Origin of the sequence: Silanimonas sp. (assembly GCF_027531545.1) — a bacterium.
Lineage (GTDB): Bacteria > Pseudomonadota > Gammaproteobacteria > Xanthomonadales > Xanthomonadaceae > Silanimonas.
This window is the reverse complement of sequence record NZ_JAPZSC010000006.1, coordinates 537,650-550,805: the sequence shown is the minus strand read 5'-3', so window position 1 is coordinate 550,805 and position 13,156 is coordinate 537,650. Positions and strand designations below refer to the sequence as shown.

The following is a 13,156-nucleotide window of genomic DNA, read 5'->3' as shown; positions in this document are numbered from 1 at the left end:
GACGCCGGTGCTCGATGCCATGCCGACCGCTTCGGCGTCCGGCCTCTATGCCGCGGCGGCCGCCTGCCTCGCCACCGCCGACCCGCAGGCCAAGTGCGCCAAGACCCGCGCCTACGCGGCGGCCTTCTTCGCCGGCGCGTTGCCGCCCGAAGCCGATGCGCCACCGCCGGAACCGATCCGTTTCCCCGGTCGTCCCGAGCGGCCGCGGCTGGTGCATCCGAAGCACCTGCCGAAGCGCGGGCTCGGCAGCATCGCCGGCCGTGCCGCGTTCCTGCACGCCATCGCGCACATCGAGCTCAACGCCGTCGACCTCGCGTGGGATTCGGTCTACCGGTTCCGGGATTTCCCGGCCGACGTGGCTGCGGAATTCGCCGCCGATTTCGTCCGCACCGCCGACGACGAGGCGCGGCATTTCCAGTTGCTGGCCGCGCGACTCGCCGAACTCAGCCACGCCTACGGTGATTTCGATGCGCACAACGGTCTGTGGGAAATGGCCGAGAAGACCGCCGACAGCGCCCTCGCGCGTATGGCCCTGGTACCGCGCGTGCTGGAGGCGCGCGGCCTGGATGTCACGCCGGGGCTGATCGAGCGCCTGCGCGATGTCGGCGATGCCGAGAGCATCGCCGTGCTGGAGGTGATCCTGCGCGAGGAGGTGGCCCACGTGGCGGCGGGCTCGCGCTGGTTCCGTTGGCTGTGCGAACGCGACGGCCTGAAGCCGTGGCCGACGTTCGCAGGGTTCGTGCGCGCGCATGCCAGCCGCGCGGTGCAGGGCCCCTTCAACTGGGAGGCGCGCCGACGCGCGGGTTTCGACGACGAGGAAATCGCGGCGATCGAACGCGGTGAACTGGCGCCGGGTTGAAGGCCTTGAGGGCGCGACGCCAAACACCCACGTGTGGCGGTCGTCGCCGTCGAACTCGCAGCAATCACAACAAGGTTCAGGAACGCACACAGGAATAGTCAAATCCGGCGCGAGGACGATGGGCGCCGGCGTGCACGCGCGCTAGCCTGCGATCACCCCCCTGCCAGAGCGAGCGTTCCGATGCGCTTCGATGCCGCCGACCTTTTCGCCGCCACGACTCAATCCTCGGGGGGCGGCGATGCCGACACCCTTCGTCGACTCAACGACACGCTGTTCGATGCCGCCGCGGACCGCCTGCGCGGCCTGCCGCCCGAGCGTTTCGAATCCCTGGAGGAACTGCGCGCCACCGCGCAGGCCATCGCCGATGAAGCTCAGGCGCATGGGCTGAAGGGCATCGACCACCTGCTCGGCAACGCCGATCTTTCGGCGTTCCACGCGGTACAGGGCGCGCTCGACGATCCATCCGCGCTGCGCGCCTATGTTGGCCGCGCGCAGTTCCTCGCCCATGCGGCGCGCGCCCGCAGCCTCGATGCCGTGGGCGGCCGCCGTCGCTGACGATTTCGGCGGAAATCGGCCCGACGGTTCGCGCTGTGGCATAAGCACATGCCCCGCCGGCGTTTCCGCGGGTGGAGCGGCGTGGATTGCAATGTCGGGCATGCATGTCCGGACCTTCACCCGATTCCTTCCGTTGGTGGCTCTCGTGGCCGGGCTCTTGCCGGGTTGCCACCGGGAGCCCTCGGCCGACGGCATTCCCGCGGCGACCGGGACCGTCGAGTTGTTGAACGCGAGCTACGACCCGACCCGCGAGTTCTACCAGGACGTCAACGCCGCCTTCGCCGCCCAGTGGAAAGCGACGACCGGGGAAGAGCTTCGCGTCCAGACCTCGCACGGAGGCTCAGCCAAGCAGGCGCGCTCGGTGATCGACGGGCTTCGTGCCGACGTGGTCACGCTGGCGCTCTCGGGCGACATCGACGGCATCGCAACGCATTCAGCGGCATTGCCGGTGGACTGGCAGTCGCGTCTGCCGCACAACAGCTCGCCCTACACCTCGACGATCGTGTTCCTCGTCCGCAAGGGCAATCCGAAGGGCATCCGCGACTGGGGCGATCTCGCCAAGCCCGGCGTGGCGGTGGTGACACCGAACCCGAAGACCTCGGGCGGCGCGCGCTGGAACTACCTCGCCGCCTGGGCGTGGGCCGAGCGCGCCTATGGCAATGACGAGGCGCAAGTGCGGGCCTTCGTCGGTTCGATCTATCGCAACGCGCCCCTGCTCGACACCGGTGCGCGGGGTTCGGCCACGACCTTCGTGCAGCGGCGCATCGGCGACGTGCTGGTGGCTTGGGAGAACGAGGCCCTGCTGGTGCTCGCACAGCCCGGCGGCGACCAGTACGAACTGGTCGTGCCTTCGTTGTCGATCCACGCCGAGCCGCCGGTGGCCTTGGTTGATCGCAACGTCGATGCCCGCGGCACCCGCGCGGTGGCGCAGGCCTACCTCGAATTCCTGTACACGCCGACCGGGCAGGCGCTGGCCGCCAAGCACCATTTCCGCCCGTCGCGCCGCGAGGGGCTCGATGCGGCACTGCTCGCGCCCTTCAAGCCGATCGAACTCGTCGATATCGCCCACTTCGGCGGCTGGGCGCAGGCGCAGCGCACGCACTTCGCCGAGGGCGGCGTGTTCGACCAGATCTTCCAGCCCGGCGCGCGTTGAGTCCGATGAGCGCCGTGATCGAACGAACGCCATTGGAAGCTTTGTCGCCGGCAGCCGCCGGCGGTGGGAAGGCGTCGCGCCCGCGTTGGCGAGATCCGGTGCCGGGATTCGGCCTCACGCTGGGCCTCTCGCTGGCCTGGCTGGGTGCGGTGATCCTGTTGCCGTTGTCGGCGCTGGTGTTGCGCAGCGTCGATCTCGGCGTCGAGGGCTGGTGGCAGCTGTTGCAGAGCGAGCGCGTGCAGCAGGCGCTGTGGTTGAGCTTCTCGACGGCCTTCCTCGCCGCCGGCATCGCGTCCGTCGTCGGCACGCTGATCGCTTGGGTGCTGGTGCGCTATCCCTTTCCGGGCCGAAGGCTGATCGATGCGATGGTCGACCTGCCGTTCGCCCTGCCCACGGCCGTGGCCGGCATCGCGCTGACCGCGCTCTACTCCGGCACGGGTTGGGTCGGGGCTTACCTCGAACCGCAGGGCATCACCATCGCCCAGCGCCCGGCGGGCATCGTGCTGGCCCTGGTGTTCATCGGCCTGCCGTTCGCCGTGCGCACGCTGCAGCCCATCCTCGAAACCGCCACCCGGGAATTCGAGGAAGCCGCGGCCACGCTGGGGGCGTCGCGCTGGACCATCCTGCGGCGGGTGGTGTTCCCGCCACTGCGGCCGGCCATCCTCACCGGCTTCAGCCTCGCTTTCGCGCGCGGATTGGGTGAGTACGGCTCGGTGATCTTCATCGCCGGCAACATTCCCTTCGTCTCCGAGATCGCGCCGCTGCTGATCGTGATCCGCCTCGAGGAGTACGACTACGCCGGCGCTACCGGCATCGCCACGCTGATGCTCGCCATCAGCTTCCTGACCCTGCTGGCCCTGGGCCTGCTGCAGCGGAAGACCCGCCATGGCTGATCGTACCCTCGAAGAACCGCTGTGGCTGCGCGTGCTGCTGATCGTGCTGGCCGTCGGCCTGATGGCGGCCCTGGTGTTGTTGCCACTGGCTGTCGTGATGGTGGAGGCGTTCGCGCAGGGCGTGCAGGCCTGGTGGGCGGCCGTCGATGAACCCGACACCCGCGCCGCCATCGCGCTCACGCTCACCGTCGCCGCCATCGCTGTGCCCTTGAACGCGGTCTTCGGCCTGGCCACTGCCTGGGCGGTGACGAAGTTCGAGTTCCGCGGTAAGCGCCTGCTGCTGGCCCTGATCGACCTGCCGTTCGCGATCTCGCCGGTCGTTTCCGGCCTCGTGCTGGTGTTGCTGTTCGGCGCGCATGGCTGGTTCGGCGCGTGTTTGCAGGCGCACGACATCCCGATCCTGTTCGCGACGCCCGGCATCGTGCTCGCGACGGTGTTCGTCACCTTTCCCTTCGTCGCCCGCGAGTTGATTCCGCTGATGCAGTCGCAGGGCCGAGACGAGGAGGAGGCCGCGGCCTCGCTCGGCGCCGGCGGGTTCCGCCTGTTCTGGCGGGTCACCCTGCCGAACATCAAGTGGGCGCTGCTCTACGGCGTGCTGCTGTGCAACGCCCGCGCGATGGGCGAGTTCGGCGCGGTGTCGGTGGTGTCCGGCCACATCCGCGGCCTTACCAACACGCTGCCGCTGCAGGTCGAGATCCTGCACGGCGAGTTCCAGTTCCAGGCGGCCTTCGCGGTCGCGTCCCTGCTCACCCTGCTGGCCCTCGTCACGCTCGTGGCGAAGGCCTGGCTCGAACACCGCCATGGCGACGCGCTCGCCGCCGGCGCGCGGCACTGAGGAGACATCCCATGCAACTCACGCTCGAAGGCCTGTCGAAGCGCTTCGCCAGCACCGTCGCCCTGGACCACGTCGACCTCGCCGTCAACAGCGGCGAACTGATCGCGCTGCTCGGGCCCTCGGGCTCGGGCAAGACGACCCTGCTGCGGGCCATCGCCGGCCTGTTGCCGGTCGACGCCGGCCGCATCCTGTTCGGCGATCTCGACGCGACCTCGCTCAGCCTGCGCGAGCGCCGCGTCGGCTTTGTGTTCCAGCACTACGCGCTGTTCAAGCACCTCACCGTCGCCGAGAACATCGCCTTCGGGCCGGAAAGCCAGCCGCGCGGCGAGCGGCCGTCGAAGGCCGAGATCGCGCGGCGCGTCGAGGAGCTGCTGGAGCGCATGCAGCTCGGCGGCTATGGCGGCCGTTACCCGGAGCAGCTCAGCGGCGGCCAGCGGCAGCGCGTGGCCCTGGCGCGCGCGCTGGCCATCCAGCCGCGCCTGCTGCTGCTCGACGAGCCCTTCGGCGCGCTCGATGCCAAGGTCCGCGTGGAACTGCGCCGCTGGTTGCGCCAGGTGCACGACGACACCGGTCACACCACGCTGTTCGTCACCCACGACCAGGAAGAAGCGCTGGAGCTGGCGGACCGCGTGGTGGTCTTCAACGCCGGGCGCATCGAACAGGTCGGCACGCCGGACGAGGTGTATCGCCACCCGCGGAGCCGCTTCGTGTTCGACTTCATCGGCCGCGGCGGGCGCATCGACGGCGAGCTGGTGGCCGAGGGTTTCCGCGTTCCCGGCATCGATGCCGTCGTCCCGGTGGCTCGCCGCATCGGCGGTGCGCTCGGGCCCGCCGGCTTGCACCTCCGGCCCTACGAGTTGCGCGTGGTGGGCGAGGGCGACGGCCTCCCCGCCGAAGTGCGTGGCCTGCGCCGCATCGGCGCGCGCAACACCGTGGAGCTCAGCGTCGCCGGGCAGGGTGGCGTGATCGAAGTCGACCTCGACGCGGCGCAGCCGCTGCCCTCGCGTGGGCAACACGTGCGCCTGCAGCCGATCGGCGGCGTCGCCTTCGCGGGCTGAGACCGCGTGCTTTCTGCGGCGGGCCCGATCAGGCCGGCCGGCTCAGCGCGAACCCATCCGCATCGACGCGCAGCACCGAGCCCTGGTCGTACCAGTCGCCCAGCACGATGCGTTGGCCGGTCCGGCCGTCCGGCAGGTTCACCGAATGCATCGCGGGCCGATGCGTGTGGCCGTGGATCAGGCGCCGCACGCCGTAGAAGGCCATGACGCGTTCGACTTCGGCGGGCGTGACATCGCCGATGCTCTCATCGCGACCGGATTGCGCCGCGGCGCTGGCGGCGCGGGCCTGTGCGGCGAAGGCGCGACGTGCGGCCAGAGGTTGGGCGAGGAAGCCCTGCTGCCAGGCCGGATCACGCACTTGCCGGCGGAAGCCCTGGTAGGCCACGTCGTCGAGGCAGAGCAGGTCGCCGTGCATCAGCAGCGTCGGTTCGCCGTCCAGCAGGATGACCGCCGGATCGGGGAGCAGGGTCCAGCCGGCGCGTGCCGCGTAGTCGGAACCGACGAGGAAATCGCGGTTGCCGCGCATGAAGGCCACGGGCACGCCCGCGTCATGCAGGGCGCGCGTCGCCGCCGCCACGCGGTTCGCGATCTCGCCATCGTCGTCGTCGCCGAGGAAGGCTTCGAACAGGTCGCCAAGCAGGTAGACCGCCTCGGCCTCGCGGGCCTCGCCGGCGCAGAACGCCTCGAACTGCGTCGTCGTGTCCGGCCGCGATTCGTCGAGATGCAGGTCGGACAGGAACAGCGTCGTCATTGCGCCGTACCGGGCAGGCGCAAGGCACGCTCGATGACGATGGCCTGGTTCGGTACGCGCGACGGGAAGGGGCCCTGTGCGCCGGTCTCGGCCTTGCGCATCGCGTCCACCACGTCCATGCCCTCGACGACGCGTCCGAAGACGGCGTAGCCCGCCCCGATGTCGTTGGCCGGGTCCACCGGGTCGAACTGGGGGTTGTCGACGACGTTGATGAAGAACTGCGCCGTGGCCGAATCTCGCGTGTCGGGGCGCCGGGCGGCCGCGATGGTGCCGCGCAGGTTGCTGAGGCCGTTGCTGGCTTCCAGCGAGACCGGGGCGCGCTCCGGCTTGGGCTGGAGGTCGGGGGTGTAGGCCCCGCCCTGCACCAGCAGGTTGGGCACCACGCGGTGGAAAATCGTGCCGTTGTAGTGGCCCGATTCCACGTAGGACAGGAAGTTCGCGACCGTCAGCGGGGCCTTGCCCGGGTCGAGTTCGAGCACGATGCGCCCGGCGCTGGTTTCGAGGGCCACCCGCTCCATCGGGACGGTCGGCGCGGTCGGCGCGGTCGGCGCGGGAGGCGTCGGCGCGGCGGCCGGCACGGCCAGGGTGAAGGCGGGCAGGGCGGCCAGCAGCAGGGCGGCAAGCATCAGGCGCATGGATCGGCCTTGGGTGTGAAGACGGGGATGTGGGGATTATGGGGCCCGCCACTCGACGTACACTAGCGCCCCTCGCGCCGGCCCCCCGCCGGCGCGTTCCCGTTTCCGACCCGGCCGCACCCATGACCTGTCGCACCCGTTTCGCGCCCAGCCCCACCGGTTACCTGCACATCGGCGGCGCCCGCACCGCGCTGTACTGCTGGCTGGAGTCGCGCAGCCGCGGCGGCCAGTTCGTGCTGCGCGTCGAGGACACCGACCAGGAGCGCAGCACGCCGGAAGCGGTGCAGGCGATCCTCGACGGCATGGCCTGGCTGGGCCTGAACCCGGACGAGGGCCCGATCTACCAGACCCACCGCCTTGAGCGGTACCGCCAGGTGGCCTCGGAGCTGGTGCAGGCCGGCAAGGCCTATTACGCCTACGAGACGAAGGACGAGATCCAGGCCGCGCGCGACGCCGCCATGGCGGCCGGCATCAAGCCGCGCTATTCGGGCAAGTACCGCACCGAGAACGCGCCCTACCGCGACGACCCGAACCGCGTCATCCGCTTCCGCAACCCGGAAGGCGGCAGCGTGGTCTTCCACGATGCCGTGAAGGGCCGCATCGAGTGGGCCAACACCGAACTCGACGATCTGGTGATCGAGCGTTCGGACGGCTTCCCGACCTACAACTTCGCGGTCGTGGTCGACGATCTCGACATGCAGATCACCGACGTGATCCGCGGCGACGACCACGTCAACAACACCCCGCGCCAGATCAACATCTACGAGGCCCTGGGCGCCAAGCCTCCGCGTTTCGCCCACCTGCCGATGATCCTCGGGCCCGACGGCACCAAGCTCTCGAAGCGCCACGGCGCGGTGAGCGTGATGCAGTGGCGCGACGACGGCTATCTGCCGCACGCGCTGCTCAACTACCTCGTGCGCCTCGGCTGGAGCTACGGCGACCAGGAGATCTTCTCGATCGCCGACATGGTCCGCCTGTTCCGCGTCGAGGACGTGAACCACAGCGCCTCGCGCTTCGACCGCGACAAGCTCGACTGGCTGAACCAGCACTACTTCAAGACCGACGACCCGGCCGCGACCGCCGTGCACCTTGAATGGCACCTGCGCGATCAGGGCATGGACCCGACCCGCGGCCCGAAGACGACCGAGGTCGTCGTCGCGCTGGCCGAGCGCTGCAAGACCCTGAAGGAAATGGCCGAGCGCGCTCGCATCTGGTACGCGCCGCTGGCCGAGTACGACAGCGCCGCCGTCGACAAGCACCTCGTCGAGGGCGCCGCTGCGCCGCTGGCCGACGTCCGCACGCGCATCGCCGCGCAGTCCGAGTGGTCGCCTGCCGCCGTGCAGCAGAGCCTCGCCGACACCGTGGCGGCGCTCGGCATCGGCATGGGCAAGCTGGCCCAGCCCCTGCGCGTGGCCATCACCGGCACCCAGGTGTCGCCGTCGATCGACCACACCGTCTACCTCGCGGGCCGCGACGAGGCGCTGAAGCGCATCGACGCCGCGCTGCAGAAGATCGCCGACCGCGCGCCCTGACCGCGGGCTTCGCGCTAGGCTGTCGCCCATGGCCACGGAACGACCGCACGCCCACGCCGACCACGTTTGCGCCCACCCCGAACTGCACACGCACGGGGCGGGCGAGTTCGTCCGCGCGGTGGAGAAGGCCTGCCGCGAGCGCGGCCTGAACCTCACGCCGATCCGCGCCGAGGCCCTGAAGCAGATCGCCGAGGCCGGCAAGCCGGTGAAGGCCTATGACCTGCTGGAGCGCATGCGCGGTGGCCCGGGCGCCTCGGCGCCGCCGACGGTCTATCGCGCGCTGGATTTCCTGCTCGAGAACGGCTTCATCCATCGGCTCGTCTCGATCAACGCCTTCCTCGCCTGCCACCACCCGCTGGCTGGGCACGTCGTGCCGATCCTCATCTGCAAAGCCTGCGAGAGCGCGCAGGAGCTCGAGGACGAGACGTTGGCCGCGCAGCTCGACGCGCTGGCCCGCGCGCAGCGCTTCGAACCGGCCTCGTCCTACCTCGAAGTGCTCGGCGTGTGCGCACGCTGCGCCGGCGAGGGCGCGGCATGAGGCCCGTGGCCCGCCGCTCGGCCGGCACCGGCTCGCGATCCCGCCTGTGCACGGCCCTCCTGGCTGCTCTGGCTGCCCTCGCGGGCGCGACGCCCTTGGCGGCCACGCCGCAGGATTTCCCCGCCGAAGCGCCGCGCGCCGCCACGCCGGTCGGCCCCGCGCCGCCGCGGCTGATCGCCGCGCCCACCTCGCCGGACGACGAAGCCACCGGCGAGCTGATCACGCCGTTCCAGATGCTCGACCGCTTCGTGCTGCCCGGCACGCGCCAGCGCCTGTCCTGGCGCCCGCCGGACGGCATCGGCCGCGGCGAGCTGCCCAGTCCGATCACGGTCCTGCACGGCGCCAAGCCGGGCCCGGTGCTGTGCCTCATCGCCGGCATCCACGGCGACGAGTTGAACGGCATCGAGGTCGCGCGCCGGATCGGCGATGAGGTGGACGCCACCCGGCTCAACGGCACCCTCGTGGTGGCGCCGATCGTCAACGTCTTCGGCTTCACCCGGAACAACCGCTACCTGCCCGACCGCCGCGACCTCAACCGGCACTTCCCGGGCACGCGCAGCGGCAGCATCGCCTCGCGGCTGGCGCACGGGTTCTTCAACGACATCGTGCGGCGCTGCGACTCGTTGGTCGATTTCCACACCGGCTCGTTCCAACGCAGCAACCTGCCGCAGATCCGCGCCGACCTCACCAACCCCGAGGTGCTGGAGTTCACTCGCGGCTTCGGCAACACCCTCGTGCTGCACAGCCCGGGCACGCGCGGCATGCTGCGCCTCGCGGCCGTCGGCACCGGCATTCCGGCCGTGACCTTCGAGGTCGGCGCGCCGCACTTCCTCGAGGAAGAGCACATCGCGCCCGCGGCCGATGCCATCCGTGCGCTGATGCACCGCATGGACATGCTGGAATCGGAGGCCCACGCCGGCCAGGACGGCGACGCCACGCCGATCTACCAGGATTCGAGCTGGGTCCGCACCAATGCCGGTGGTTTTCTCTTCGGCGAGGTGCAGCTCGGCCAGACGGTGAAGCCGGGCCAGTCGCTGGGCTACGTCGTCGATCCGATCACCAGCCGCCGCAGTGAGATCCTCGCGCCGTTCCCCGGGCGCATCCTTGGCATGTCGCTGAACCAGCAGGTGTTGCCGGGCTATGCCGCCTTCCACATCGGCAAGCTCAGCAGCGAGCAGCAGGCGGTGGTCGATGCTGCCGAGGCGCTCGCGCGCCGGCAGCCCGAAGCCGAGGACATGGACGAGGACCCGTCCGAACGCCCGGACGCCGAGTCCGGCTCCGAGGAAGAGCGCGAGGAGTAGGGCGCTCGCGTGTCCACAGCGGGATGAGCAAAGAAAAACCCCGCCGGAGCGGGGTTTTCCGTTTCACCACCGCGGTTTGGATCAGAAGAACACGCGGAGGCCGGCGCTGAAGTTGCGGCCCATCAGCGGCGCCACGTCCTTCAGGAAGGACGTGTGCAGGCGGGCTTCCTCGTCGGTGAGGTTGCTGCCCTGCAGGTAGGCTTCCCAGCCGAAGGTCTGCGTGTCCCAGTGGTAGGCGACCTGCGCATTGACCAGGGTGAAGCCGTCCGTCGCCGTCTCGCCGTCAGCCACGTCGTCCTGCGAGCGGTAGCGCACGGCACCGAGGCCGGCGCGCCACGCGTCGAGGCTCCAGCCGAGGTCGAGGCCGAAGCGGCCCGGGGCGATGCGCGGCAGGTTGCCGCCGGCATCCAGTTCAGCGCTCACGCCGTCGGCGAAGCCGCGCAGCGTCCAGGTGCCGTTCGCGGCTTCGGCCAGCGTGGCCGTGCCTTCGATCTCCCAGCCGCGGAACTCGGCGTCCGCCTGCGTCCAAACGCGCACGGGCAGGTCATCGATCTCGAGGCCGGTGTCGGCGAGGTAGATGAAGTCGTCGAAGCGCGTCTGGTAGATCGCGGCGCGGCCTTCGAAGCGATCGCCGTGCAGGTGCACGCCGAGCTCGGCGCGGTCGGCCGTCTCGGTGTCGAGGAACGGGTCGCCGATCTCGTAGGTCGAGGTCGCGACGTGCGTGCCTTCGGCGAACAGCTCCTCGGCGCCCGGGGCGCGCTCGGCGCGGTCGAGGTTCAGGGTCAGGTGCCACAGGTCGGCCGGGGCCCAGCGCAGGCCGATCGAGCCGCTGTTGGTGTCGAAATCACGCTCGACGAGCCCGTCGACCATCCCGACGTCGATGCGGTCGTGGCGCGCGCCAAGCTCGAGCTTGAAGGCGCCGAACTCGCGCTCCTGCATCACGAACACGCCGCGGTCGCGGCTGGTGCTGGCCGGCACGAAGGCCTCGTCGCCGATGGCTTCGAAATCGCGGTCCCCGTACTGCAGGCCGACGGCGCCATTCCAGCCCCAGATCTCGTTCTGCACGGCTTCGAGGCGGGCTTCGCTGGCTTCGTTGATGAAGCGCGTGCCGATCTCGGCGCCTTCGAACTCGACGTGCTCGTACTCGTTGAACGTGGCGTGCACGGCGACCTGCTTCAGCGGGCCGAGGTCGTTCACGCCGAAGCGCACGTCCGAACGGTCCTGGTCGAGTTCGATGCGGACGCCGCCTTCTTCCTCGCCGCCGTGGGCGTGGCCGCCCGGGATGCCGTAGTCGGTACCGTAGTTGGACAGCGCGCCGCCGAAGAAGAAGCGGTCACCGAGGTAGGCGAAGCCACCGGCCAGCGAGCGGCTGTTCGTGGCCGAGTTCTCCAGCGTGCCGCGCTCGAAATCGGCCGGGTCCTCACCTTCGGCGATTTCCTCGGCGCGGTAGTCGGCGGAGTAGACGTAGTCCGGCACGTCGATGTCGGCGGTGTCGCGCAGCAGGCCGTCGATGTGCCAGGCCCAGTTGCCGCTGCCGCCATCAAGGCGGACCAGGCCGGCCTTCTCGTCGTTGCCCGTGCCCGTGCGCAGCTCTGCGCGGCCGGAAACGAAGCGCTCGCTGCGCTCGGTCGGTATGCGGTTGTCGACGACGTTGACCGCGCCACCGATGGCGCCGTTGCCGAAGAACAGGTTGGCCGGGCCCTTCAGCACTTCGATGCTGTCGGCGAGGAAGGGCTCGACGGAGACCGCGTGGTCGACGCTGACGGTGGAAACATCCAGCGTGGACAGGCCGTTCGCCAGCACCGAGACGCGCGCACCGTCGAGGCCGCGGATGATCGGGCGGCCGACGCCGGGGCCGAAGTGGCTGCTCTGCACGCCCGGCAGGGAGGCAACCGTTTCGCCCAGCGTGCCGGTGCGCCGGTCGTCGAGGGCGACGCCGGCGAGGACGTCGACCGGACGCGCGAGTTCGTCGAGCGCGGTGTCGAGCGGGCTGGCGGTGACCTTCACCTCGTCGAGCTTGCGGGCTTCCTCGCGTGCGGCCTGCGTGGCATGCGGATGGGACGCGTCGGCGGCGAAAGCCGGTGCGGCAAGCGCGGCAGCGACGGACAGGGCTAGGGCGGAACGCACAAGCGATCGGGTCATGAACGGCATCCGGGTGGAGTGGGGTGGTGAAACGGGGGTTTAACCCCTGATGTTATAGTATTGCGTCTCAAGCTCAACCCGTCCCGGAAGTCATGCCGCGCTCCCTCCCTGCTACGAACCCGTCCGCGGAAGCGCGCGGGCGCTGGTACGACCGGCTCGGCGCGACGGCGGCCACTTTGTGCGCGGTGCACTGCGCCGTCCTGCCGCTGGCCATGGCGTTTCTCCCCGCACTCGGCCTCGAGTTCCTCGCTTCGCACGCGTTCGAGGGCTTCTTCCTGGCCTTCACCACCGTGTTCGCCGTGCTGTCCGTGGGCCACAGTCTTCGCGCGCACGGCCGCTTCTTTGCCTGGCCGCTGCTGCTCACCGGGCTGGCGATCCTGTTCGCGGAGCGCTTCGTCCCGGCCATCCACGACCATGCCCTGCTGCACGCGGTGACGATGACGACGGCGGGGACGCTCGTGGCGGTGGCGCACCTGCTGAACCTGCGTCTCGCGCACGGGCAGGCGGCCGAGGCCTCCTGTGAGACCCATGCGCATGCCCATGACGCTGGTGCTACACTCCCGCCCCTTTCCGATCAACCCCACAAGCATTCAGGAGTGTCCCATGGGTAAGGGTGACCGCAAGACCGCCAAGGGCAAGCGCTACAACGCGTCCTATGGCAACGCCCGTCCGCACCAGTCGGTCGTCAAGGCCGGCACGACGGCCGTGAAGGCGGCCCCGGCCAAGGCGCCGGCCGCGAAGAAGGCTCCGGCCAAGAAGGCCCCGGCCAAGAAGGCTTCGGCCTGATCGCTCCGGGTCGGGCGTCCGCTCCCGACCCAACGCGGCGCCTGCCACTCAGGAGCCGCCACGAACGCCCCGCCTCGCGCGGGGCGTTTGCGTTGAGGGACCCTGGTTTCTACAGTCG

Annotated in this window: 14 protein-coding genes; 11 read left to right on the top strand and 3 right to left on the bottom strand. The window is 70.3% G+C overall.

What is annotated here, in order from left to right; translation table 11 throughout:
* Window positions 1–19 precede the first annotated feature (19 nt).
* The 6 genes from O9280_RS06870 to O9280_RS06845 all read left to right on the top strand — a co-directional run bounded on the left by O9280_RS06870 (window position 20) and on the right by O9280_RS06845 (window position 5,353).
* Window positions 20–859, top strand: coding sequence for a ferritin-like domain-containing protein (locus tag O9280_RS06870; RefSeq protein WP_298340493.1), 840 nt, complete (start codon window positions 20–22; stop codon window positions 857–859).
* Window positions 860–1,039: 180 nt separating this feature from the next.
* Window positions 1,040–1,414, top strand: coding sequence for an XVIPCD domain-containing protein (locus O9280_RS06865; protein ID WP_298340492.1), 375 nt, complete (start codon window positions 1,040–1,042; stop codon window positions 1,412–1,414).
* Between the two features lie 100 nt (window positions 1,415–1,514).
* Window positions 1,515–2,567 (top strand): sulfate ABC transporter substrate-binding protein, encoded by a 1,053-nt coding sequence (locus tag O9280_RS06860; protein WP_298340489.1) that lies wholly within the window; start codon window positions 1,515–1,517, stop codon window positions 2,565–2,567.
* Between the two features lie 98 nt (window positions 2,568–2,665).
* The gene (gene cysT, locus O9280_RS06855; RefSeq protein ID WP_298340487.1) at window positions 2,666–3,460 is read left to right on the top strand and encodes a sulfate ABC transporter permease subunit CysT; all 795 of its coding nucleotides are present in this window, start codon (window positions 2,666–2,668) and stop codon (window positions 3,458–3,460) included.
* Window positions 3,453–4,295, top strand: a complete 843-nt coding sequence (gene cysW, locus O9280_RS06850) for a sulfate ABC transporter permease subunit CysW (RefSeq protein WP_298340484.1) — start codon at window positions 3,453–3,455, stop codon at window positions 4,293–4,295. Before cysT ends, cysW begins: the two co-directional genes overlap by 8 nt.
* Window positions 4,296–4,306: 11 nt before the next feature.
* A complete protein-coding gene (locus tag O9280_RS06845) occupies window positions 4,307–5,353 on the top strand; it encodes a TOBE-like domain-containing protein (RefSeq protein ID WP_298340482.1) in 1,047 nt (348 codons plus the stop codon).
* A gap of 28 nt (window positions 5,354–5,381) precedes the next feature.
* Here the strand turns inward: O9280_RS06845 and O9280_RS06840 are convergent, their stop codons facing one another.
* Both O9280_RS06840 and O9280_RS06835 read right to left on the bottom strand, forming a co-directional pair.
* Complete coding sequence (locus tag O9280_RS06840; RefSeq protein WP_298340481.1) at window positions 5,382–6,104, bottom strand: UDP-2,3-diacylglucosamine diphosphatase; 723 nt, start codon at window positions 6,102–6,104, stop codon at window positions 5,382–5,384.
* A complete protein-coding gene (locus tag O9280_RS06835) occupies window positions 6,101–6,739 on the bottom strand; it encodes a peptidylprolyl isomerase (RefSeq protein ID WP_298340479.1) in 639 nt (212 codons plus the stop codon). Before O9280_RS06835 ends, O9280_RS06840 begins: the two co-directional genes overlap by 4 nt.
* A gap of 122 nt (window positions 6,740–6,861) precedes the next feature.
* On the opposite strand from O9280_RS06835, the gene gltX reads away from it, so the two are divergent.
* The 3 genes from gltX to O9280_RS06820 are packed head-to-tail and all read left to right on the top strand — an operon-like array spanning window position 6,862 to window position 10,110.
* Entirely contained in the window at window positions 6,862–8,271 is a 1,410-nt protein-coding gene (gltX, locus tag O9280_RS06830) for a glutamate--tRNA ligase (RefSeq protein WP_298340476.1), read from the top strand.
* Window positions 8,272–8,299: 28 nt separating this feature from the next.
* On the top strand, window positions 8,300–8,809 hold the full coding sequence (locus O9280_RS06825; RefSeq protein ID WP_298340474.1) for a transcriptional repressor: 510 nt from the start codon (window positions 8,300–8,302) through the stop codon (window positions 8,807–8,809).
* 5 nt (window positions 8,810–8,814) lie between these two features.
* Entirely contained in the window at window positions 8,815–10,110 is a 1,296-nt protein-coding gene (locus O9280_RS06820; protein ID WP_298340472.1) for a succinylglutamate desuccinylase/aspartoacylase family protein, read from the top strand.
* Window positions 10,111–10,191: 81 nt separating this feature from the next.
* On the opposite strand, the gene O9280_RS06815 is transcribed toward O9280_RS06820, so the two are convergent.
* Complete coding sequence (locus tag O9280_RS06815) at window positions 10,192–12,252, bottom strand: TonB-dependent receptor (RefSeq protein ID WP_298340470.1); 2,061 nt, start codon at window positions 12,250–12,252, stop codon at window positions 10,192–10,194.
* Between the two features lie 92 nt (window positions 12,253–12,344).
* Here O9280_RS06815 and O9280_RS06810 point away from each other — a divergent pair, with 92 nt between their 5' ends.
* Complete coding sequence (locus O9280_RS06810) at window positions 12,345–12,863, top strand: MerC domain-containing protein (RefSeq protein ID WP_298340468.1); 519 nt, start codon at window positions 12,345–12,347, stop codon at window positions 12,861–12,863.
* On the top strand, window positions 12,856–13,038 hold the full coding sequence (locus O9280_RS06805) for a 30S ribosomal protein THX (RefSeq protein ID WP_297866804.1): 183 nt from the start codon (window positions 12,856–12,858) through the stop codon (window positions 13,036–13,038). Before O9280_RS06810 ends, O9280_RS06805 begins: the two co-directional genes overlap by 8 nt.
* The last annotated feature ends 118 nt before the right edge of the window (window positions 13,039–13,156 follow it).

Coding starts and splice junctions, on each gene's coding strand:
- O9280_RS06845 (WP_298340482.1), top strand. CDS start 4,307: ATGCAACTCACGCTCGAAGGCCTGTCGAAGCGCTTCGCCAGCACCGTC.
- O9280_RS06825 (WP_298340474.1), top strand. CDS start 8,300: ATGGCCACGGAACGACCGCACGCCCACGCCGACCACGTTTGCGCCCAC.
- O9280_RS06815 (WP_298340470.1), bottom strand. CDS start 12,252: ATGACCCGATCGCTTGTGCGTTCCGCCCTAGCCCTGTCCGTCGCTGCC.
- O9280_RS06810 (WP_298340468.1), top strand. CDS start 12,345: ATGCCGCGCTCCCTCCCTGCTACGAACCCGTCCGCGGAAGCGCGCGGG.
- O9280_RS06870 (WP_298340493.1), top strand. CDS start 20: ATGCCGACCGCTTCGGCGTCCGGCCTCTATGCCGCGGCGGCCGCCTGC.
- gltX (WP_298340476.1), top strand. CDS start 6,862: ATGACCTGTCGCACCCGTTTCGCGCCCAGCCCCACCGGTTACCTGCAC.
- O9280_RS06860 (WP_298340489.1), top strand. CDS start 1,515: ATGCATGTCCGGACCTTCACCCGATTCCTTCCGTTGGTGGCTCTCGTG.
- O9280_RS06835 (WP_298340479.1), bottom strand. CDS start 6,739: ATGCGCCTGATGCTTGCCGCCCTGCTGCTGGCCGCCCTGCCCGCCTTC.
- O9280_RS06805 (WP_297866804.1), top strand. CDS start 12,856: ATGGGTAAGGGTGACCGCAAGACCGCCAAGGGCAAGCGCTACAACGCG.
- cysW (WP_298340484.1), top strand. CDS start 3,453: ATGGCTGATCGTACCCTCGAAGAACCGCTGTGGCTGCGCGTGCTGCTG.
- O9280_RS06840 (WP_298340481.1), bottom strand. CDS start 6,104: ATGACGACGCTGTTCCTGTCCGACCTGCATCTCGACGAATCGCGGCCG.
- O9280_RS06865 (WP_298340492.1), top strand. CDS start 1,040: ATGCGCTTCGATGCCGCCGACCTTTTCGCCGCCACGACTCAATCCTCG.